Annotated in this window: 19 protein-coding genes; 1 reads left to right on the plus strand and 18 read right to left on the minus strand. The window is 53.8% G+C overall.

Features of this window, described 5'->3' with window-relative positions; genetic code table 11:
- Positions 1-3 precede the first annotated feature (3 nt).
- The 15 genes from fcl to ACP26L_RS30300 all read right to left on the minus strand — a co-directional run bounded on the left by fcl (position 4) and on the right by ACP26L_RS30300 (position 14,827).
- Entirely contained in the window at positions 4-960 is a 957-nt protein-coding gene (gene fcl, locus ACP26L_RS30230; RefSeq protein WP_426449103.1) for a GDP-L-fucose synthase, read from the minus strand.
- An 85-nt stretch (positions 961-1,045) separates the two neighbouring features.
- Positions 1,046-1,936 carry a UTP--glucose-1-phosphate uridylyltransferase GalU gene (galU, locus tag ACP26L_RS30235; protein WP_426449105.1) on the minus strand — a complete coding sequence of 297 codons (891 nt, stop codon included), beginning with the start codon at positions 1,934-1,936 and terminating at the stop codon, positions 1,046-1,048.
- A 280-nt stretch (positions 1,937-2,216) separates the two neighbouring features.
- The gene (locus ACP26L_RS30240; protein WP_426449107.1) at positions 2,217-2,894 is read right to left on the minus strand and encodes a CpsD/CapB family tyrosine-protein kinase; all 678 of its coding nucleotides are present in this window, start codon (positions 2,892-2,894) and stop codon (positions 2,217-2,219) included.
- Positions 2,875-3,612 carry a YveK family protein gene (locus tag ACP26L_RS30245; protein ID WP_426449109.1) on the minus strand — a complete coding sequence of 246 codons (738 nt, stop codon included), beginning with the start codon at positions 3,610-3,612 and terminating at the stop codon, positions 2,875-2,877. The genes ACP26L_RS30240 and ACP26L_RS30245 overlap by 20 nt, the downstream gene beginning before the upstream one ends.
- 42 nt (positions 3,613-3,654) lie before the next feature.
- Positions 3,655-4,416 carry a tyrosine-protein phosphatase gene (locus ACP26L_RS30250; RefSeq protein WP_426449111.1) on the minus strand — a complete coding sequence of 254 codons (762 nt, stop codon included), beginning with the start codon at positions 4,414-4,416 and terminating at the stop codon, positions 3,655-3,657.
- Positions 4,417-4,447: 31 nt separating this feature from the next.
- Positions 4,448-4,888 (minus strand): hypothetical protein, encoded by a 441-nt coding sequence (locus ACP26L_RS30255; protein WP_426449113.1) that lies wholly within the window; start codon positions 4,886-4,888, stop codon positions 4,448-4,450.
- A 326-nt stretch (positions 4,889-5,214) separates the two neighbouring features.
- Positions 5,215-5,409 (minus strand): helix-turn-helix domain-containing protein, encoded by a 195-nt coding sequence (locus tag ACP26L_RS30260; RefSeq protein WP_013920409.1) that lies wholly within the window; start codon positions 5,407-5,409, stop codon positions 5,215-5,217.
- Between the two features lie 405 nt (positions 5,410-5,814).
- A complete protein-coding gene (gene glnA / locus ACP26L_RS30265) occupies positions 5,815-7,239 on the minus strand; it encodes a type I glutamate--ammonia ligase (RefSeq protein ID WP_426449115.1) in 1,425 nt (474 codons plus the stop codon).
- Between the two features lie 250 nt (positions 7,240-7,489).
- Positions 7,490-8,536 (minus strand): 3-deoxy-7-phosphoheptulonate synthase, encoded by a 1,047-nt coding sequence (aroF, locus tag ACP26L_RS30270; RefSeq protein ID WP_426449117.1) that lies wholly within the window; start codon positions 8,534-8,536, stop codon positions 7,490-7,492.
- Between the two features lie 195 nt (positions 8,537-8,731).
- Positions 8,732-9,259 carry a DUF2062 domain-containing protein gene (locus ACP26L_RS30275; protein WP_426449119.1) on the minus strand — a complete coding sequence of 176 codons (528 nt, stop codon included), beginning with the start codon at positions 9,257-9,259 and terminating at the stop codon, positions 8,732-8,734.
- Positions 9,260-9,292: 33 nt separating this feature from the next.
- Positions 9,293-10,246, minus strand: a complete 954-nt coding sequence (locus ACP26L_RS30280; protein WP_426449121.1) for a 4-hydroxy-3-methylbut-2-enyl diphosphate reductase — start codon at positions 10,244-10,246, stop codon at positions 9,293-9,295.
- Between the two features lie 38 nt (positions 10,247-10,284).
- The gene (locus ACP26L_RS30285) at positions 10,285-11,799 is read right to left on the minus strand and encodes a sensor histidine kinase (protein ID WP_426449123.1); all 1,515 of its coding nucleotides are present in this window, start codon (positions 11,797-11,799) and stop codon (positions 10,285-10,287) included.
- A 2-nt stretch (positions 11,800-11,801) separates the two neighbouring features.
- A complete protein-coding gene (locus tag ACP26L_RS30290; protein WP_426449125.1) occupies positions 11,802-12,494 on the minus strand; it encodes a response regulator transcription factor in 693 nt (230 codons plus the stop codon).
- A gap of 120 nt (positions 12,495-12,614) precedes the next feature.
- Positions 12,615-14,195 carry a S1C family serine protease gene (locus tag ACP26L_RS30295; protein ID WP_426449127.1) on the minus strand — a complete coding sequence of 527 codons (1,581 nt, stop codon included), beginning with the start codon at positions 14,193-14,195 and terminating at the stop codon, positions 12,615-12,617.
- A 206-nt stretch (positions 14,196-14,401) separates the two neighbouring features.
- Positions 14,402-14,827: a YugN-like family protein gene (locus tag ACP26L_RS30300; RefSeq protein WP_426449128.1), complete on the minus strand. Its 426-nt coding sequence runs from the start codon at positions 14,825-14,827 to the stop codon at positions 14,402-14,404.
- Between the two features lie 249 nt (positions 14,828-15,076).
- On the opposite strand from ACP26L_RS30300, the gene ACP26L_RS30305 reads away from it, so the two are divergent.
- Entirely contained in the window at positions 15,077-16,366 is a 1,290-nt protein-coding gene (locus tag ACP26L_RS30305) for an ammonium transporter (protein ID WP_426449130.1), read from the plus strand.
- Between the two features lie 168 nt (positions 16,367-16,534).
- On the opposite strand, the gene ACP26L_RS30310 is transcribed toward ACP26L_RS30305, so the two are convergent.
- The 3 genes from ACP26L_RS30310 to thrS all read right to left on the minus strand — a co-directional run bounded on the left by ACP26L_RS30310 (position 16,535) and on the right by thrS (position 20,219).
- Positions 16,535-16,876: a hypothetical protein gene (locus ACP26L_RS30310; protein WP_426449132.1), complete on the minus strand. Its 342-nt coding sequence runs from the start codon at positions 16,874-16,876 to the stop codon at positions 16,535-16,537.
- 384 nt (positions 16,877-17,260) lie between these two features.
- Positions 17,261-17,944, minus strand: coding sequence for a 3D domain-containing protein (locus tag ACP26L_RS30315; protein WP_426449134.1), 684 nt, complete (start codon positions 17,942-17,944; stop codon positions 17,261-17,263).
- A 334-nt stretch (positions 17,945-18,278) separates the two neighbouring features.
- Complete coding sequence (gene thrS, locus ACP26L_RS30320; RefSeq protein WP_426449136.1) at positions 18,279-20,219, minus strand: threonine--tRNA ligase; 1,941 nt, start codon at positions 20,217-20,219, stop codon at positions 18,279-18,281.
- Between the last annotated feature and the right edge of the window lie 295 nt (positions 20,220-20,514).

Genomic DNA, 20,514 nt, shown 5'->3' on the forward strand with positions numbered 1-20,514 from the left:
CTCCTATATGTTCGTGAGTGTTCTTAGCTGCTGCTGCTGTGTTTGCAGGAACCATTCGTATGTGGAAGCAAGACCTTCGTCAAGCGAGATATTCGCCTTCCAGCCCAAACCGTTCAACTTCGTTACGTCTACAAGTTTTCTCGGCGTGCCATCAGGCTTGCTGGAGTCGTAAACGACATCGCCCGTATAGCCGACAATCTGCTGAATCTTCTCGGCCAGCTCACGAATCGCAATGTCTTCTCCAACACCAATATTCACAATATCGCTGTCATTGTAAGTATTCATGAGATATACGCACGCATCGGCCAGGTCATCCGCGTGCAGGAATTCCCTGCGCGGCGTGCCCGTACCCCACAGCTCAACCACCGGTTTGCCTTCCGTCTTCGCCTCATGAAACTTGCGGATCATGGCAGGCAGGACGTGGGAGTTCTTCAGGTCGAAATTATCGTTCGGACCGTAGAGGTTCGTCGGCATGACGGAGATATAGCTCGTGCCGTATTGGCGGTTATAGCTCTGACACATTTTGATACCGGCGATCTTGGCGATAGCGTATGGCTCATTCGTCGGCTCAAGAATGCCCGTCAACAGATCCTCTTCCTTCATAGGCTGAGGTGCGAACTTCGGATAGATGCATGTGCTTCCGAGAAACATCAGCTTCTTTACACCGTGTTGGTAAGCCGAGTCAATAACGTTCGTCTGAATGATCAGATTATCCCGGATAAAGGTGGCCGGATATTCGTTGTTCGCTACGATACCGCCTACTTTAGCCGCAGCCAAGAACACGTACTCAATGTCCTCCGATGCGAAGAAGGCATTCACAGCACCCGAATCGCGGAGATCGAGCTCCTGCGATGTGCGGTATACCAGGTTGTCGTAGCCTTCAGCCTGCAGCCTTCTGACGATGGCAGAGCCGACAAGTCCACGATGACCGGCAACATAAATTTTAGAGCTCTTGTTCATTGCGATCACCTCAACTGGAGTTTCGCAAGGCCCGGCAGCTTCCTTTCCTGCTTCCGGGGCCCTGCGGGATTATGAATCGGATCGATTAGCCAATCACGTCAATCAGCTTGTGGTTGGCAAGGGTTTCTTTGATTGCGTTCAGCACCGGCTGGCGAAGATCCTTCGACTTCATTGCGAATTGAAGGGTCGTCAGTATGAAACCAAGCTTCTCGCCGACGTCATGGCGAGTGCCCTCAAAGTTGTAGGCATACACCCGCTGCAGTTCGTTCAACTTCTGGATCGCATCGGTCAGCTGGATCTCCCCGCCCGCTCCGAGCTCCTGCAGAGACAGGATATCGAAGATTTCCGGGGTCAGCACGTAGCGGCCCATGATCGCCAGGTTGGAAGGCGCCGTGCCCAGTGCCGGCTTTTCAACAAACTTACGCACTTCATAGAGACGTTCCTGATTCTGTGCCGGATCAATGATCCCGTAACGGTTCGTTTCTTCATCGGATACCTTCTGAACGCCGATGACCGAGGAACCCGTCTGCTCGTACTGCTCGATGAGCTGTCTCAGGCACGGCTTCTCCGCAGAGACAATGTCGTCACCGAGAAGTACCGCGAACGGCTCGTTGCCGATAAACTTGCGGGCGGTCCATACGGCATGTCCAAGACCTTTCGGTTCTTTCTGACGGATAAAGTGCAGCTCCACCTTCGAAGAGCGGCGAACCTCCTCCAGAAGCTCCAGCTTGCCTTTTTCGTTCAGATTATGTTCAAGCTCGTGAACATGGTCAAAATGATCCTCGATGGCCCGTTTGCCTTTACCAGTCACGATGATGATATCTTCAATTCCGGACTCCACGGCTTCTTCCACAATATACTGGATGGTAGGCTTGTCTATGATGGGAAGCATCTCTTTGGGCATCGCCTTCGTAGCGGGCAAAAACCTTGTTCCAAGTCCTGCTGCGGGAATAATTGCTTTTCTTACTTTTTTCATTTGGTTTCCCTCCTACTCTTTTCTTTGTCTAAGACAAACCTACACTGCATGTATGTTGAGATAAAAAAGCTAGCTATATTGTCTTACTCTACCAAGACAATATAACTAGAATTTTTATTGGTTCGGAGAGAGGGCATTCAACCCAACCTCACATCACACCACCGACGATTGACGTCTAAGGCTCGCTGAGCCCACAGCATGATCGAGTGCCTACAGTGATAAAGGTGCAGTAGACATTACCTGAAGCATGAGACTTTTCTATTGTTTCGGCAGCCCCATCTTAATACTGATAAGCGTAGGTGCCGGCTTCTTTTTTGTTCATATTGTTGAGCACAACGCCGAGAATGCGACCCTTGGCGTGCTCGAGATTGCTTTTCATTTTTTTGACGGCTTCGCGTTTCACTTTACCGACATCGATCACGATGACCACCCCGTCGCTGTGTCCGGCTACCAGCTGAGCATCCGGAAGGCTGAGTGCCGGAGGCGTGTCGACGATTACCACGTCATACTTGTTCTTGGCGAATTCGATGAATTGGACCCATCTTTCGGATGAGAGCAGTTCGGAAGGATTGTGGGGGATGACACCCGCGGAAATCAATTCTAAATGAGGAATGTGAGTTTCGGTGATCAGTTCCTGGACCGTATACTGTCCGGCCAGCAGGTTCGAAAGACCTACCCGGTTCGGACGCCGGAACATGTTATGCACATTAGGTCTTCTCATGTCGGCATCGACGACCAGTACTTTCTTCTCAGCTTGAGCATAGGCTACGGCCATATTCACCGCCGTCGTCGTTTTGCCTTCCGCCTGCTGGGTGGAGGTGACCATGATCACTTTGTTGTCGTTGTCCACCAGGGAGAAATCGATGTTCGTCCTTAACGTACGATAGGACTCGCTGATCGGAGACTGGGGGTTGGCTTCCGTAATAATGACGTTGTTCTTACTGCTTCGCTGTGGCATAAGGAATCTCTCCTACCTTTCGACCGCTTGGGGATAATTGCAGAGCGACATCTTTGGGTTTGGCAGTGGGGATGGCGGCCAGCACCGTCAGCCCCAGCAGCTCTTCCACGTCTTTCTCATTCTTAACGGTGTTCTGCAGCATATGGTGCAGGAAAGCAAAACCGACACCGAGCAGAAGCGTGACAAGCACGCTGACAAGAACATTCAGCTGCGTATTGGGAAGAACCGGCTGGGCAGGTTTCTCGGGGTTCGCAAGTCCCAACACATTGATGTTGCTGACCTTCATGACATTCTCAATTTCTTTCTGGAACGTGTATGATATGGCATTCACCGTTTCAGCAGCTCGTCTGTAATCCGTATCCCGAACCACCAGTGTCATTACCTGGGAGTCCGAAGACTGTTTGACCTGCAGCATCTTTGCCATTTGCTCAGGAGTGAGCATGAATTCCGGATAAGCCGCCGCCACCTTCTCCAGCACGGCTGAGGTCTGAAGAATCTCCGAATAGGTCTTGATCAGCTTAAGGTTGGTATTGATCGAACTGATGTCGACTCCATTGCCCTTGCCTTCACTGTTGATCAGAAGCTTAACCGAAGCTTGGTAGACCCGCGGCAAATACTGTACGCTTACCAGTGCCGTACACAAACTGGCAATCACTGTCGCTCCCAGTATCAACCATATGTATCTCCGAAGTATTTGCAAGTAATGTTTGACTTCCATGGTTTCCCCCCTGGGAATTTTCAGAAAATTTTCATGTTGTTTTCAAAAAATGCCAAACCATTTTCTTGCCGGCCGAATAGGTTCGACCGTCTCTATATTCAGGTTTTGCACAACAAGAGATGCTCTGCTGATAAATCCTTCTACGTAGTCCGCCCCGAGGTGCTCGCCTATATATTCGTAAGCAGTAGGCAAATTAAGGCAACGTCCCGTTTCGTGATGAGCATCGGATGCAATGAAGTGGGCACAATGTTTACGACACAAGTCCATAGCGAACTTTTGGATTTTCTTTCCGAATAAGCCGGTGATGGAATGAGAAGTAACCTGGGATAACGCTCCTTCTCTAATCAGATCATACAGTAGTGAAGGTTGTTGGAAGATGGCCCGATTGCGCTCCGGGTGAGCAATTATAGGAATATAATTCGCAGCCAAAAGCGAAGATATGGTCTGCCTTGCGGCAGCGGGTACGTACGAAGAGGGAAACTCAAGCAACAGATATCGGGAATCAGCGAGCGTCACCAGCTTGCCATTCTCCAAATCCTTCATTAATCTGCCGAACCAGCGTACTTCCTGACCCGGCAGCACTTTAACCGTCATTCCACGCTCTTGCAGCTGCCGATTAACTTCGTCTACCGTGCGCCGGATTACGGCCGATTCATTGATGAAGGTTCCATTGGCATGATGAGGAGTAGCAATAAGGGTTGTAACCCCCAGGAGTTCAGCCTGCTTAATCATTCGCAGCGTCTGCCCCATGTCCCGCGCCCCATCATCCAGAGCGGGGAGTATATGACTATGAATATCGATCATTCCTGTTTCCACCTTAGGTATTAACGAATCCTTATACCATGTGATCAAACAAACAACGGGACTGCTCTATGTCCATAATCGTGTATGCATGTTTGGCTTCTTCGTAGAAGCGCTCGAAGGAATCGAGTCGGTTCCGGATCGCCGCCGTCAACTGCTCTCTCTTCCAGGCGGTAAGCTGCGGCTCGGCAGTGTATTGATAAGTTGTCCCAATCCTGTTACTCTGTACAAGTACGGCTTCAAGTTCGACTGTCTGCTCCTGAAACGGAAGCGCGAAGGAACAAATGACTTGTGCGGATACCGGGAAGTTCAATTCGGATTGGAATTCAATCCGGTCGGGACCAACCGAGATCAATGTGACAAGAGCCCTGGAGCTGCTTACCTTCATGGAGTTAATCTGCGTGATATACATTTCCGAATCCATATTCATCTTCAAGACAACCGGAGAGGATAATTTTTCTTTTGTCTCAATCATGGGGATTACCTTCCTTCTCTTGTAGCGATGACTATTCCTTATGGTCCCGATAAAAAATATGTCACTTAAAGTTACATTATGTATCGTTCGCCATACTCTAAATTTATGATACAAAGTGTATCTTGTCAAGGACTATTTTTTACTTTGTCGAGATCTGGTAGAAAAGTATGTTTTACCACAGAAAAAAGGCATTCCACATGAAAAAACGACAAACATTTACAAAACGAAAGAAAGAATCCTCGAAATATAGGATTGCCCCTGGACAGCTCTACCCTCTGATTCTCTTAAGATAAAAAAGAAAAAAAAGAGGTTCCACACTGTTTCAACTATTCCCGCATGAGGTAATCTAAAGATACGTCGAAGAAATCGGCAATATTCTTTAAAGTTTCATAATCCGGGTGCCTTCTGTTATTCTCGTAATGTGAAAGCGCTGACCTGGATATGCCTATACAAACCGCCAGCTCTTCTTGGGTCAGTTGTCTTTCTTCACGCAGCAAGCTGATTTTGTTACCATACTTCACGTTCCTTATCCTCCTTAGTCATCATATTGATCCTCATTCACCGCCCACAACACATATTATAGCGAATTTTGCCGGAAGATACAATTCGTATCGCTATCTTAGCATAAAAATGGCATATTTTTTTATTTATTTTGCGTCCCTTCGATCCGCGTCCCTACCGGGCCGCCATTTCGATTCCCACAAGACTGAGGTTGCCCGCTAAGCATGCTTTTGAAACGCGCCCCTATCCCGGAAGCCTGATGAAGCCTACCTCCCCATTTAAAGCCCTTACATTCAGATGTTCCAGAGAGCCGTTCAAAAAAATTCCTATTATATAATATGTATAAATTACACTCTCCCGCCAAGACACTCATAAACGCGAAAGAAGCTCCCTTGCAAGCAAGGGAGCTTCGTACAAAACAAAACTTACAGATCGAAGTACAGGGAGTACTCGTGCGGATGAATACGGATAGATACCGCTTTGGCTTCGCCACGCTTCAGACCAACATAGTTGTCGATGAAGTCCTTCGTGAAGACGCCGCCTTCTGTCAGGAACTCATAGTCAGCCTCGAGTGCGTCAAGCGCCTCATCCAGCGTGCCTGGTACGCTGCGGATTTCGCTCTTCTCAGCGTCAGACAGGTCGTAGATGTTCTTGTCCAGCGGACCGTAACCCAGTGCGCGAGGATCGATCTTCTTCTTGATGCCGTCCAGACCTGCGAGCAGCATAGCTGCGAATGCCAGGTATGGGTTAGCGGTGGAGTCCGGTGTACGGAACTCGATACGGCAGCCTTTTGGCGTAACAGCGGCAACCGGAATACGAACTGCTGCGGAACGGTTACCTTTGGAGAATACGAGGTTAACCGGTGCTTCGTAGCCAGGAACCAGACGCTTGAAGGAGTTCGTGCTCGGGTTCGTCAGAGCGATCAGTGCCGGTGCGTGGTACAGAATACCGCCGATGTAGTTCAAAGCCATTTCGCTCAGGTTTGCATAGCCGCCTTTTTCAAAGAAGAGAGGCGTGTCCCCGTTGAAGATGGACATGTGAACGTGCATTCCGCTGCCGTTGTCGCCGAAGAGCGGCTTAGGCATGAACGTAGCCACTTTGCCGTACTGTCTAGCCGTGTTTTGTACGATGTATTTGTATTTCATCAGGTTATCGGCAGTCTTAGTCAGGGTATCAAAGCGGAAGTTGATTTCGCCTTGACCTGCTGTTGCCACTTCGTGGTGGTGACGCTCGATGCGAAGGCCGGATTCCATCAGCAGTCGACACATTTCGCTGCGGATATCCTGCTGGGTATCCGTAGGACCTACAGGCACATAACCGCCCTTGTGACCTACTTTAAAGCCCAGGTTGCCGCCCTCTTCTTTACGGTTGGAGTTCCAGTGTGCTTCTTCGGAATCCACGAAGTAAGAGGATTTGTTCTGGCCGCTCTCGAAGCGAACTTCGTCGAAAATGAAGAACTCGGACTCAGGAGCGAAATTAGCCGTTGTACCTACGCCGGATTGCTGCAGATATTCTTCAGCCTTCTGAGCGATGCTGCGCGGATCGCGCTCATAACGCTCGCCGTCAGGCGTATAGATGTTACACATGATTACGAGGGTTGGATGAGCCGTGAACGGATCGATGAATGTGGATTCCGTATCCGGCATCATGACCATGTCGGACTCTTCGATGCCTTTGAATCCAGGGATCGAGGAACCATCAAATGCTACGCCGTTCTCAAAAGTTGCTTCTTCAACTTCAGAAGCCGGCAAAGAAATGTGGTGTGCTCTACCGCTAAGATCTACAAAACGGAAATCTACCCACTCGATGCCTTTTTCCTGGATGGTGTTTAACACGTTTTGAACTGACATGGACTACCTTACCTCCTAATTTCCGAACATTAACGGCCGTTCGGTCTCACATTGTTCAAGTTTTTGTTAATCATGTTGCTATTATAAGACTTTTCGGGAAAGTTCGTCAATACTTATGTAAGGTATTTTTTATCGAGGTGTGAGATATGCTCACACTGTGGCTTGTTTTTCACCATTTCGACAAAAAGCAGGCTTGACTCCCCGAATAAACGGGATTTCAAGCCTGCCGTCTCGTTCTTTATTCCGAATATTATGCGGTAAACACCGCTTCCTTCCGGGTATCAAATCGCTTGCCGCACAAGGGTGCAAGTTTCTCCAGGTCTACCATTAACCGGGCGAACTGGTCAGGGAACAAGGACTGCACCCCGTCGCCGGTCATAGAGTTATCGGGATCCGTATGCATCTCCACAATCAGCCCGTTGGCTCCCGCAGCGACGGAGGCCTTGCACATCGGTTCCACCAGCTCCCGGCGCCCCGTACCATGGCTCGGGTCCGAAATGACCGGCAGATGGCTTAGCGTCTGGAGGGCCGGTATAGCGGCAAGATCCAGCGTATTGCGCGTGTAGGATTCGAAGGTGCGGATGCCCCGCTCGCAAAGCATAACGTTCGGATTTCCGCCTGCGAGAATATATTCAGCCGCATTGAGGAATTCATCATATGTAGCGCTGAACCCCCGCTTCAGAAGTACCGGCGTCTGAATCGATCCCAGCTTGCGCAGCAGATCGAAATTCTGCATATTGCGAGTGCCCACCTGGAGGATATCCGCGTATTCCGCACAGACGTCCACATACTCCGGTGTCATGACCTCCGTAATGGTCAGCAGACCGTGCTTCTTCCCCGCCTCGGCCATCATCACGAGCCCCTCCACTCCGGTTCCCTGGAAGCTGTATGGCCCCGTTCTCGGCTTGAAGGCGCCCCCGCGCAGCACCTGGGCTCCCGAGGCTTTCACGAGACGCGCAATCTCGTCGATCTGCTCAGGGGATTCCACCGCACAGGGGCCGCCCATGACGACCAGCTGATCGCCGCCAATAGCCACATCCCCAATGCGGATCACCGTATCATCCGGATGGAAGTCACGGCTCGCCAGCTTATAGGATTTGGAGATCTTGACGACCTGCTCCACCCCGGAGAGCTGACGAAGCTGCTCGGCCAGCACAGGGCTCGCCTTGCCGATGATCCCGATAATCGTACGGTCGACCCCTTTCGATACGTGGGCGGTTACCTCATGCTTCTCGATGTGATGAACAACTTCCGCAATCCGTTCTTCGCTTACCGTTCCGGACATGATAACGATCATATGAGAACACTCCCTTGGGGACAAGTTTACTATCTTACACAAACGCTTCGACGCTTATACGCTTTTAAGTACTAAAGTAATTTTACAACGGGAAGCCCCTCCCGTCAATACCTAATCCCCATCCTAACCCCAAAAGAAAAAAGCTTCGATCCCCCGAAGCTTCCAGCCTGCGTTTCCTCTTCCTTTTCGATCACCTCAACCATTGGTGCCGTGAGCGAGGAACCGCTGTTCTTTTCTCTTTTGCCGTTTTTCTTTACGCTTTCCTTCGAACCAGACCAGCAGCCATTTGACAGGGAAATACAGGAGAATACCGAGAATGGCCCCGTCAACCACACCGCCGACGAAGAGCTTGAGATTAAACTTGATGAACGTGTCCAGCCAATCCGGCAGACTGTGGAGCAGCGATCCCTTAATCCCGTGGGGAAGCAGCATCTCTCCAACCCTCCGGTGGACGAAGGATAGTGGAATATAGATAATTTTACCGAACAGGAAACCCAGCAGGGCCGCGGCCATGCTGGCTCTCATCAGATAGACCAGCGGAAAGATAAGGAAAAAGGCAAGGCCTGCCGTCGGAAGCGTAAACATCTCCACAGCAAGACCGATTGAGAAGCCGAGTGCCACCATGGCCGGCCCTCCTTTGGCCCGAGTCAGCAGCAAATATTTGAGCCTGAACCAGCGCCCGATGTTCTGAAGCCGAAATGTTCGTTTCGCCGATGTCTTCATCCGCTGCCGTCCCTCTCTTCCTGATCTCTCGCCCTACTCCGCCCGCGTCTTGGCCTTAGGTGCCGGAATCAAGCGATCCAGGTTAACCGTCCGGCGAATCTCCCACGTCTGCGGATCTTCGGGATTGTACTGCTCAAGATACGTAATGACTTCCTTCGTAATCGGAGTCGGCGTCGACGCGCCCGATGTGACCGCCACTCGGCGGACGGGTGCAAGCCACTCTCTGCGAAGCTCCGTGATATCCGCAATGCGGTAAGCCCTGACCCCGGCGATCTCTTCGGATACCTGGGCGAGCCGGTTGGAGTTATTGCTCCGCGGATCACCGACCACAAGGACGAGATCCGCTTCCTTCGCTTGCTCGGCGACAGCCTCCTGACGCACCTGTGTCGCCAAGCAGATCTCGTTGTGAATCTCCGCATGCGGATAACGCTCAAGCAGGCGCTTCATAATATGCTTGATATCCCATTGGCTCATCGTGGTCTGATTCGTGATCAGAATCCGCGGCGACTCCAGCTGAAGCGTATCGATCTCCAGGGTCCCTTCGATCAGGTGCACACGGTCCGGCGCCACACCGATCGCACCTTCCGGCTCCGGATGGCCCTTCTTGCCGATATAGATGACATGGTAGCCCTCGGCCGTCTTCTCCCGGATAAGATCATGCGTCTTCGTAACATCGGGGCACGTGGCATCCACAACCGTAAGCCCTTTGTCCCGTGCACGGCGGCGGACTTCTGGCGATACTCCGTGTGCGGTGAAGATCACAGTACCCTTCTCCACGCTCTCCAGAATATCCAGCCGATTCGGCCCGTCCAGCGTGATGACGCCTTCCTTCTCGAAGAAATCCGTTACGTGGGCATTGTGTACAATCATGCCCAGGATATATATAGGTCTTGGCAGCTCCAAGTTCTTTACGGTATGCATGGCCAGCGCCATCGCGTCCACAACCCCGTAACAATAGCCGCGGGGAGAAATCTTAATAACGTCCATCCTGCACCTGCCTGTCGAAATATAGTCGCATATGTCTATTATACCTGATTCCCCTCCGGTAGGGAATGCCCCTCTGCCCCGGAAGTGAGATCACCGGTACAGGGGGATACTGGGAGCCAAATGGTGAAGGCCGTCCCTTCATTCTTGCGGGTACGTACCTCGACCGAGCCGCCATGCTCATCAATAATCCACTTGGCGATGGAGAGCCCTAGACCCGTTCCCGCCTTCTGCCCTCTTGAGGGATCGGCGCGGTAGAACCGCTCGAAGATATGCGGAACCTCCTCCTTGTCCATCCCGATTCCCGAATCCTCGATGCAAATGCCTACAAGATCTCCGTGCAGCTGCGCATCCAGAAGTGCGTACCCCTGCTCCGTGTATTTGAAGGCATTCTCGATAAAAATAAACAGAAGCTGCCGGATGTAGTCCGCATTGCCATGAATGCAGGCATCCCCAACCCCATCGAAGGGACCCGTGCGGAATTCCACCGTTCTCGGCAGAAGCTGCGCCTTGCGCGCCACCTCCTCCAGCAGAGGTAGAAGCTCCACTTCCGACTTCGCCATCTGGAAGCCCGCATCGGCCCGGGCCAGCGAGAGCAGGTCGTTGACCAGCCGTGACATCCTTTCCGCCTCGCCCGAAATATCATGCATCGCTTCCAGCGTCATCTCCAGCTGCAGCTCCCCCGGAGTCAGCGTCCCCTGCTGCACATTCTTCCACATCTTCTCGAGCAGGTCGACATTGCCCCGGATGGTGGTCAGCGGAGTACGCAGCTCATGCGAGGCATCCGACACGAAGCGCCGCTGGGCGCCGTAAGCCTCCTCCATCTCCGAGTAAGCCGTCTGGAGCCGCTCAAGCATCCCGTTGATCGTCTGCGTAAGCTCGCCGATCTCGTCATTCGGGCCGTAATATTCGATCCGCTTGTCCAGATCGACCCCTCTCTCGATCCGGCTGGCGGCCGTGATGACCTGTTCAATCGGACGGAGCGCCTTGCGCGCCAGGAACCAGCCGACCGACGCGGCCAGCACAATCGAGAGCAGCGCCGTCACCGTCAGAATGAAACGAAGCATGGCGAGCAGCCGTTCGATGTCATCGATCTCGATGACGGCCTGCATAATGCCGATAACCGGCTCGCCCGGGAGGGCAAGACCGCTGACGGTCACCGGGGTCGAATACATCAGAAAATGAACGTTGTTCATTTGAATCTTGTCGAACCGGCATTCGTTGTTGACAATGCACTTGAGCTCCGTCACCTTGAGGTCCGGCAGCTCAAGCCCGGTCTCCGCCAGACTCGGCGACAGCGTCTTGCCCCCGTCCTCGAGACTGACCACCTGGAAGTACAAATTGTTATAGCGGAGCTGATCGCGGACATTTAGCTTGAAGGAATATCCGTCATATTGGATCCGGGTGCGCAGCACATCCGCGGTCCGCTGCAGGTCCGGCTTCAGGGAATTGAAGTAATAATAGTAGAGAAAAAAATAAAGCCCTACCCCGAGCAGCAGGAGTGTAGCCGACAAGATGGCCGTGTACCACAGGGTGAGCCGAAGACGGATCGACATCTTTAGGCCTCTCCCCTCAGTACATAGCCGGCCCCCCGGACCGTCATGATGATCCGCTTATGCCCGTGCTCCTCCGTCTTCTGGCGCAGCAGCGCAATATAGACCTCGAGCACGTTGGACTCCCCGCTGTAATCATAGCCCCAGATTTTCTCCATAATGACATCGCGGGACAGCACGCGCCGCGGATTCTGCAGGAACAGATGCAGGAGGTCGAATTCCTTGGTCGTCAGCTCGATCAGCTTGTCTCCCCGGTATACCTCCCGGGTATCGAGGTCCATGAAGACATCGAGATACTGCAGCTTGTTGGCCGCCAGTTCTTCCTTCTCCGATGCTTTGCGGCGCAGCAGCACCCGGATGCGGGCGAGCAGCTCCTCCAGCGCGAACGGCTTCACGAGATAGTCGTCCGCCCCGAGATCGAGCCCTCTGACCCGGTCCGACACTTCGTCCTTTGCCGTAAGCATCAGCACGGGCACCTTCGAGCCGCCTTCGCGGATGCGCCGGACCACCTCCCAGCCGTCGAGCTGGGGCATCATCACATCCAGCACTACTGCATCCGGGTCGTTCTCCAGAATCTGCTTCAGGCCGTCCATGCCGTGATTGGCCGTGAAGACGGTATAGCCTTCGAAGGCCAGCGACCGGCGCAGCATGGAAGTGATTTTTTCATCATCGTCAATCACGAGTATTTTTTCTCTCATCCGTAATTTGCACACCTGCCTCTTCCATTTATTGTACCAACAAACCCCGGCGCAATACAAAAAAAGAAGCAGAGCTCCGCGTATCTCCGCTCTGCTTCCTCATTTATTCAGCCTTCGGCCTTACTGCTGCTTCTGCTGCTGCTGCTGGAGCAGAACATTCCGATCGCCGATGGTCACGGACACCGGCACCTTCTTGCCTTCACGCATGATGCCAAGGGTCGCTTTGTCGCCGACTTTCAGCTTTTTGACCGCTTCCTGCGTTTCTTTGGTGTTCTTGACCTTCGCTCCGTTAACCTCCACGATCACGTCATACGGACGGATACCGGCCTGGAAGGCTGGGCTCTTGCGCTCCACCTGTGTCACGATAGAGCCTTCCGTGTTCTCGAGCTTAAGCTCAGCCACCCAATCCTTGTCGATCTCATCAAGTGCCACCCCGATATAAGGAATCGGCTCTTTCGGAATCTCCACGTTGTTCTTCAGGTTGTCGAGCACCGAGGAGATCGTGCTCGTCGGAATGGCGAATCCGATGCCCTGCGCCTGGGCGCTGACGGCCGTGTTAATCCCGATAACCTCCCCGTTCAGGTTCAGAAGCGGTCCGCCGGAGTTGCCGGGATTAATGGACGCGTCCGTCTGAAGCAGATGCTTGTAGTGACGCGTGCCGTTGCTGTCCGGAATGTCGATCGGACGCTCTTTCGCACTCAGTACACCTACCGTTACCGTATGATCGAAGCCGTACGGATTTCCGATAGCCACCACCCAGTCGCCCTCATTCACGGAATCGGCACTGCCGATCGGCAGGGTCGGGAAATCCGTGTCTCCTTCAATCTTCAAAGCCGCCAGGTCCAGATCATAGCTGTTGCCGAGCAGTTTGGCTTTGTACGGCTCATCTCTGCCCTTCACATAAACATTGATCTCATCGGCCCCGTCGATCACGTGCTCGTTGGTCAGAATGTAGCCGGATTTCTCGAAGATAAATCCGGTCCCCATGCCGCCCGGCTGCAGTTGGCCGGAGCTTCCGCTGTCCGGCTGCTGAGGCACGGCGTCTTCCCCGAAGAATTGGCGGAAGAAGGGATCGTTGAAGAGGGAATTGCCGCCCTGCGTCGCCTTCGGCTTGACGAGCGTCTCGATCTTGACGACCGCCGGCCCCGCCTGCTGGACGATCGACGAAATGTTGTCCGGACGTACCACGCCGCCGAGTGCGGTCGGCACTACACCGCCGTTATTCGCCGGAGCCGAGGCCTGCGAGCCGCCGCTTCCGCCGCCGGCCATGACGCCCTGCGTTCCCGTGAACAGATTCATCCGGTCCGATGCCACCATCAGCGAGCCCACAACCAGAACACCTGCCATGAAAGAGGCGAAGATGGTGCGGAAGCTGGTGCCCTTCTTCTGGGGCTGGCCCACCTGCCAAGAACCCATCGGCCGGTCTGTACCCGCATTCTCTTCAGAGGAAGAGAACGCATAGGACCGAAGCGGTTTCGGCGGGGTTACCTCCACCGGCGTATGGCCCGTGCTGTCGCTCGAGGTCGTGCTGCCGGTATTGTTGGATTTGTAAGGACCGTAGGAGAAGTAGTGGGATCCCCGCTCTTCTCTTCCCGCCGCTTCTTCGCGGTGGTCTCGGCCGGCTTCTTCACTGCCGCGTCCTGTCTCTTCGTTCTCCGGACGCAGCCGGCTATCATAAGGATTGCGTTCATTGTTGTCCATGTGCAAAAGCCTCCATTCGATGAGTTTCATTGAGTTGTATGAGTGCATTCCTTTGCGTTCCTGTTATGTTCTTATATTGCACCCTTAACCTTAAGGAAACCTTAAAGAAACCTAAAATGGAGGTAAAATAGCTCGGCTCCGCCACGCATGCAAGACATCCCCCTAACGGACTCCGGAGAGAGTGAGGGGGATGTCGGGGCAAGGCGTTATCTTGACGGCGACGAAGGGAACGAAGCTTCCACTTTGCGCAGAAGCTCCTCGGCCTGTGTCACCCACTTGGGTTCCACTGGGGCATCCTTGTCCACCGGCTCCTGGAACTGGTCGATCAAGGCGCCGAACGTCATGCCCTTCGCCTCCGGATCCAGTCCTTCATTATATAGATGCTTCAGCACAAACGGCTGGCCGATCCGAATGACGGCATCCGTCGCATCCGTGTCTCCGTCCAAGGCGCCGTGGGTTACCTGGAACGGGATACGGAGCCACACCTTCTGCACCTCGTCGAGGGACCGGTCAAAGCTTCCGTGCTCATAGTCCCAGTTGCCGCCGAGCGAAAACCCATGCTCCTGCAGATAAGCGCGCGCCTGCCCGTAGGCCTCTTCACGGCTGGTCAGCGAGGAATTCAGCGGAATCATTCAATTCATCTCCTCCATAACGGATAGTCGGCATGCGTTGTAGATACCCTATAGAATGAGCTTACGGGCTGAAGATTATCCCTAACCCTTCCAATTGGATTGAAACCTCCCATCCGATTAAGAAAAGACGAAAATTGCAGGTTTTGATGTGATAATATCTTACGTATTCCGTTGACATAATTTCCATCAAACCCGTATAATGAAGAACGTAAAATCTATATATCGTACGGTTCAAGGGGGATTGGCTTCATGGATTTGGCTACCTTGGCCAGCGGACTCGATACGGTTTGGGTTGTGCTGACCGCAGCCATGATTTTGCTTATGGAAGGCGGCTTCGCCCTGCTTGAGGCAGGGTTTGTCCGGCAGAAGAACGCCGTGAGCATTATCATGAAAGTATTCGTCGACATTACTTTTGGCGCGCTTATTTTCTACTTCTTCGGATTTGCGATTATGTACGGCAAGGACTTCTCCGGGTTGATCGGCACGAGCGGCTTCTTTCTTGATGGAGACCTCTCGCACATCGACCTCACCATCTCGCACGAAACCTATTGGCTGTTCCAATGCGCGTTCGTCATTGCCGTCATCTCGATCGTATCCGGCGCGGTAGCCGAACGGATTAATTTTCACGCCTACATTCTGTTCACCATTGCGATGACCGGATTGATCTACCCTATCGCCGGCCACTGGGTCTGGAGCGTCGGCGGATGGCTCGGAAGACTCGGCATGATCGACTTTGCCGGCTCAGCCGTCATCCACGCCCTGGGCGGCTTCGCCGCACTCGCCGCAGCGATCCTCATCGGCCCCCGGATCGGGAAGTTCTCCGAGGACGGCACGGCTAATATCGTTCCTCCCTCGAACCTCCCCCTTGCCTCTGTAGGCGCCTTCATCCTATGGTTCGGCTGGTTCGGCTTTAACTCGGGCAGCACGCTCAGCGCGACCAACGCTTCGATCGGGCACATCGCCATTACGACGATGCTGGCCGCTTCGGCAGGCGGGGCGACCTGCATTCTATTCACCATGCTGCGGTACCGCAAATCCGATCCGCCGATGGTTATTAACGGCTCTCTCGCCGGTCTTGTCGGCATTACGGCCGGCTGCGCTTTCGTCAGTGACGGGGCGGCCATCCTGATCGGAGCTGTATGCGGTATGGCTATGGTCTTCGCCACGGAATTCCTGGAGTCGAAGAAGATCGACGATCCGGTGGGCGCCTTCGCGGTTCACGGCATCAGCGGCAGCCTCGGCACCCTCGCCGTCGGCTTGTTCGCCAAGCCCGAGCTCATCGAAGGACTCGGCCATGGCTACACGGGATTGTTCTACGGCGGCGGCTTCCAACTCCTTGGAGTTCAAGCACTCGGGCTCGCCATTATTATCGTGTGGGGCTTCTCCACTACGTGGGTGGTCTTCAAGCTGATCCGGCTGGCCGTACCCGTCCGGGTCTCCCGCGACGAGGAACTCGTCGGCTTGGACGTTGGCATACACGGGGTTCCGGCCTACAGCCAGGATACGGATTTCATTGAACTCGATCAGCTTAAAAGATAATCGGAGCACACCGTTCGGCTCTTTTCGCGGAAACGGTGTGTTTCTTTATTCGTCCCGGCTGCATAGGGACAGAGGCGGAAAGGCTTTTATATCCGTGCACAGAAAAACAGCTCCCCGCCTCAATAAAAGGCACAGAAGCTGCAGCACGAGCTTGGGAACATGCTCCCGTTATGAGTTCAACTCTCTCTCCAGGTCACCGGATACGGAAATGGTGTCCGCCGGATCGCCGTTCAGGATGCTGCGGGCATTCTCAATCTCCATCCGCAGATTCCGGATCTGCTCCATCGGCCTCTTCACATAGTGGATGTACTCCACAGCAAGGTGATGGTCCGGCTTTTTGCCGGCAAATATCCGCCTCAAAGCTGACATGGATTGGTAGCTCCGTTCCTCCAACATCCGTTTTTTCTCGTATCGTTCGATCACTTGCTCGATTTCTGAGATCTGTTCTTCCTTCCGGGCAATGTAAGCCTCCAGAAATGGATAAATTTCGGCTGCTTTCCGCTCTTTCACACGTATCGAACTCCCTGCTAACAAAGCATTTAGCATGAAATATCACCTATCCCATAATGTTAACAATAATCACTGTAACCTTATTTTACACCAAAACAATAACTTTGGAAACCAACAATTTTGTTCGGCTTTTACCTCCTCATCCTCTCTTCCAGCGCAATTTATTCCCCTTCCTTGTGCTTGCTTGGCACCAATCCTCTAATAACCATGCCGCATTCCCCCGGCAATGTGCGGATTTCCCTTTCATTGAGGCGGCAAAAACCCCGGAAAGCCTCGTTCCCAGGGTTTTTGCTGCGCCCTCTATGCGAAGGTCGTTTCTTGGCTATTTGCTGCCGCCGTGTACGGCAGGGATTCCGTATCTTGTTGTGCTTTTACTTGGCCATGTCAGAACAGCAGCTCCGTCTTCAAGGTGTTCCAGAGTACCTCGTTAATCTTTCCGGAGCCTTCCTTGACCACGAACACATTCAGCGTCCTTTTGCCCCACTCCCGGTAGACCTGATCTTTGGTTTCAAAGTACAGATCGATCCGTCTGCCTTTGATGGCTCCTCCGGTATCGGCTACCACCCCATACCCGTATCCGGGAATATAGAGGACGGTTCCGATCGGAAATACGGCCGGGTCAGCGGCGATCGTGGAGAAAGCCGCCACGTCCCGGGTAACCTTCAAACCGGAGTAGGTCACCCCATACTCGGGATGCCCCGGCGTTTTGCCCGTGGACTCAATGCCGGCATAATACCCGGTTGCCGTCACTTCTACCGCCTTAAACCTTCTCAGATCTTGTCCGCTGTGCGGAAACAGCTTGTAGTTCTCTCTGCGCGCTCGTTCTTCTGCGGCTGCCGCGCCGGATACCGGCTTGGCTTCGGGCTCCTGTGCCGCTGCAGAGCGGCTGCTGGCTCTCATCGTACTCTGTGCGGGCGGTACAGCCCCCATAACCGTTACAGACGGCTCCTCCTGCGAAGGGAGCCTGTCCGCCGCGAATGGCGGCTTTGGTTCAAACCACATCCATATGGACAGCATCAGTATCATGCAGCAGATCCATAAGACATGGCTTGCGGTTTTCGATAACATAAGTTTGTTCCAAACCTCCCCTTACTTAAGAGGCTATCCACTGGAAGCCCCTGCTATACATCCAAAGCTGGCAGCCTTTAACTGCAGGCCTTCTATCCCGGAGACAGAAGGCGGCATCAAGCCGCACAAGGGCTTTCTTACAAGGGATGTTAGAGAACAAGTCTCTAAGCTATATAACCAAGGGAGGTCTGGAAGAAACAGCCGGGCATCCCGGCAGCCCTCTCGGCATGCCGCTTATAGGCGCAAAAAAAACCGCCTCCCGGCACTCAGCGGAGTGTACCGGGCAGGCGCTTCAACAAAAGCAGACCAACATGACGAAACGAAATCTTAATCCTTACTGCACTTTCTTGCTGCGGATGTCTTCCAGAATCAGTGCCGCCACTTCATCGAGGCTTTGGGCACCGAGGTCCCCTTGACCGCGGCGGCGTACGGACGCCCCGCCGGACTGCACTTCATTCTCGCCGACAACGAGCATGTAAGGAATCTTCTCGAGCTGGGCTTCGCGGATCTTGTAACCAAGCTTCTCGTTGCGCAGGTCCGCTTCCACTCGGATGCCCGCCGCTTGCAGCTTGGACTCGACTTCCCTCGCGTAAGCGTCAAAGTTCCCCGATACCGGCAGCACCTTGGCTTGTACAGGGCACAGCCAGGTCGGCAGCGCACCGGCGAAGTTCTCGAGCAGGAAGGCGGTCATGCGCTCCATCGTCGAGATAATCCCGCGGTGGATGACCACAGGACGGTGCTTCTGGCCGTCCGCCCCCACGTATTCCAGCTGGAAGCGTTCCGGCAGCAGGAAGTCGAGCTGTGCTGTCGACAGCGTCTCTTCCTTCTTCAGGGCCGTCTTGATCTGCACGTCGAGCTTCGGCCCGTAGAAGGCCGCTTCTCCCTCCGCCTCGAAGTACGGAAGGCCGAGCTCTTCCACAACTTCCTTCAACATGCGCTGGGACATTTCCCACATCTCGTCGTTCGGGAAGTACTTCTCGGTATCCTTCGGATCCCGGTAGGACAGACGGAAGCGGTATTCGGTAATGCCGAAGTCCGCGTACACTTGACGGATCAGGTTCACGACGCGGGCGAATTCTTCCTTGATCTGGTCCGGACGGCAGAAGATGTGCGCGTCGTTGAGCGTCATCGCACGCACGCGGTGCAGGCCGGTCAGGGCGCCGGACATCTCGTAGCGGTGCATCGTGCCGAGCTCGGCGATCCGTACAGGCAGGTCGCGGTAGCTGCGCATGTCACTCTTGTAGACCATCATGTGATGAGGACAGTTCATCGGACGCAGTACGAGCTCTTCGTTGTCCATGACCATCTTAGGGAACATGTCCTCGCTGTAGTGCTCCCAGTGGCCGCTGGTCTTATACAGCTCCACGTTCGCGAGAACAGGTGTATAGACATGGTTGTACCCGAGGCGTTCCTCAAGGTCCACAATGTAGCGCTCGAGCGTCTGGCGAACCTTGGCACCGTGCGGCAGCCAAATCGGCAGCCCTTGTCCGACCTCGTTCGAGAATGTGAACATTTTCAGTTCGCGCCCGAGCTTGCGGTGGTCGCGCTTCTTCGCTTCCTCGAGCAGGTGCAGGTGCTCTTCGAGCTCCGACTTCTTGGCGAACGCCGTACCGTAGATGCGCTGCAGCATCTTGTTCTTGGAATCGCCGCGCCAGTATGCCCCGGCTACGCTGAGCAGTTTGAACGCCTTGATCCGGCCCGTCGACGGCAGGTGCGGTCCCCGGCAGAGGTCGAAGAATTCGCCCTGGTCGTAGATGGTCAGCACGGAGTCCTCGGGCAGGTCGCGGATCAGCTCCAGCTTGAGCGGATCCTCGAGCTCGGTGAAGATGCGGATGGCCTCCTCCCGGGAGACCACTCTGCGGGAGATCGCCAGGTTCTCGCCGGCAATCCGCTCCATTTCCTTCTCGATCTTCGCAAGGTCGTCCGGCGTCAGCGAAGTTTCCAGATCGATATCGTAGTAGAAGCCGTCTTCGATCACAGGGCCGATGCCGAGCTTGACCGTTTTCTCCCCGTACAGTCTCTTGATAGCCTGCGCCATGAGGTGAGCCGTGCTGTGACGGTACACTTCAAGCCCTTCCTCGCTGTCGAGGGTAACGATCGACACTTTAGCGTCTGCTTCCAGCTTCGTGCTCAGATCGACCAGCTTGCCGTTAACTTTGCCAACCACCGCGTTCTTCTTGAGACCGGAGGAGATCGATCCGGCTACTTCTTCTACAGTAGTTCCTTCCGCATACTCTCTTACGGCCCCATCAGGGAATGTTACTTTGACTGCCATGTTCATAACCCTCCAATTTCATCGTGAAAATACAAAAAAGCGCAACATCCCAGAAGGGACGAAGCGCTTCGGCTCGTGGTTCCACCCTAATTCAATCCGCTGCCGGCACACTTCTTTGGCCAAGACAATCGGATCCTTAAGACATCCTGTAACGGGAATGAACCGGTGATATATACTGGCGGAGCAGCTTCCCTGCATCCCTGTTCCATATCACAGCTACAAAGGGGTAAAGATCTGTCGTTCACTGAAGGGGATTACAGCCATTGTCCCCTCTCTCTGGGCAGCACTTCAGCTC

This window comes from Paenibacillus sp. S-38 (assembly GCF_049942825.1).
GTDB lineage: Bacteria > Bacillota > Bacilli > Paenibacillales > NBRC-103111 > Paenibacillus_G.

Excerpts from the sequence above, each read along its gene's own strand:
- fcl (WP_426449103.1), bottom strand. The coding sequence starts at position 960 with ATGAACAAGAGCTCTAAAATTTATGTTGCCGGTCATCGTGGACTTGTC.
- galU (WP_426449105.1), bottom strand. The coding sequence starts at position 1,936 with ATGAAAAAAGTAAGAAAAGCAATTATTCCCGCAGCAGGACTTGGAACA.
- ACP26L_RS30240 (WP_426449107.1), bottom strand. The coding sequence starts at position 2,894 with ATGCCACAGCGAAGCAGTAAGAACAACGTCATTATTACGGAAGCCAAC.
- ACP26L_RS30245 (WP_426449109.1), bottom strand. The coding sequence starts at position 3,612 with ATGGAAGTCAAACATTACTTGCAAATACTTCGGAGATACATATGGTTG.
- ACP26L_RS30250 (WP_426449111.1), bottom strand. The coding sequence starts at position 4,416 with ATGATCGATATTCATAGTCATATACTCCCCGCTCTGGATGATGGGGCG.
- ACP26L_RS30255 (WP_426449113.1), bottom strand. The coding sequence starts at position 4,888 with ATGATTGAGACAAAAGAAAAATTATCCTCTCCGGTTGTCTTGAAGATG.
- glnA (WP_426449115.1), bottom strand. The coding sequence starts at position 7,239 with ATGTCAGTTCAAAACGTGTTAAACACCATCCAGGAAAAAGGCATCGAG.
- aroF (WP_426449117.1), bottom strand. The coding sequence starts at position 8,536 with ATGATCGTTATCATGTCCGGAACGGTAAGCGAAGAACGGATTGCGGAA.
- ACP26L_RS30275 (WP_426449119.1), bottom strand. The coding sequence starts at position 9,259 with ATGAAGACATCGGCGAAACGAACATTTCGGCTTCAGAACATCGGGCGC.
- ACP26L_RS30280 (WP_426449121.1), bottom strand. The coding sequence starts at position 10,246 with ATGGACGTTATTAAGATTTCTCCCCGCGGCTATTGTTACGGGGTTGTG.
- ACP26L_RS30285 (WP_426449123.1), bottom strand. The coding sequence starts at position 11,799 with ATGTCGATCCGTCTTCGGCTCACCCTGTGGTACACGGCCATCTTGTCG.
- ACP26L_RS30290 (WP_426449125.1), bottom strand. The coding sequence starts at position 12,494 with ATGAGAGAAAAAATACTCGTGATTGACGATGATGAAAAAATCACTTCC.
- ACP26L_RS30295 (WP_426449127.1), bottom strand. The coding sequence starts at position 14,195 with ATGGACAACAATGAACGCAATCCTTATGATAGCCGGCTGCGTCCGGAG.
- ACP26L_RS30300 (WP_426449128.1), bottom strand. The coding sequence starts at position 14,827 with ATGATTCCGCTGAATTCCTCGCTGACCAGCCGTGAAGAGGCCTACGGG.
- ACP26L_RS30305 (WP_426449130.1), top strand. The coding sequence starts at position 15,077 with ATGGATTTGGCTACCTTGGCCAGCGGACTCGATACGGTTTGGGTTGTG.
- ACP26L_RS30315 (WP_426449134.1), bottom strand. The coding sequence starts at position 17,944 with ATGTTATCGAAAACCGCAAGCCATGTCTTATGGATCTGCTGCATGATA.
- thrS (WP_426449136.1), bottom strand. The coding sequence starts at position 20,219 with ATGGCAGTCAAAGTAACATTCCCTGATGGGGCCGTAAGAGAGTATGCG.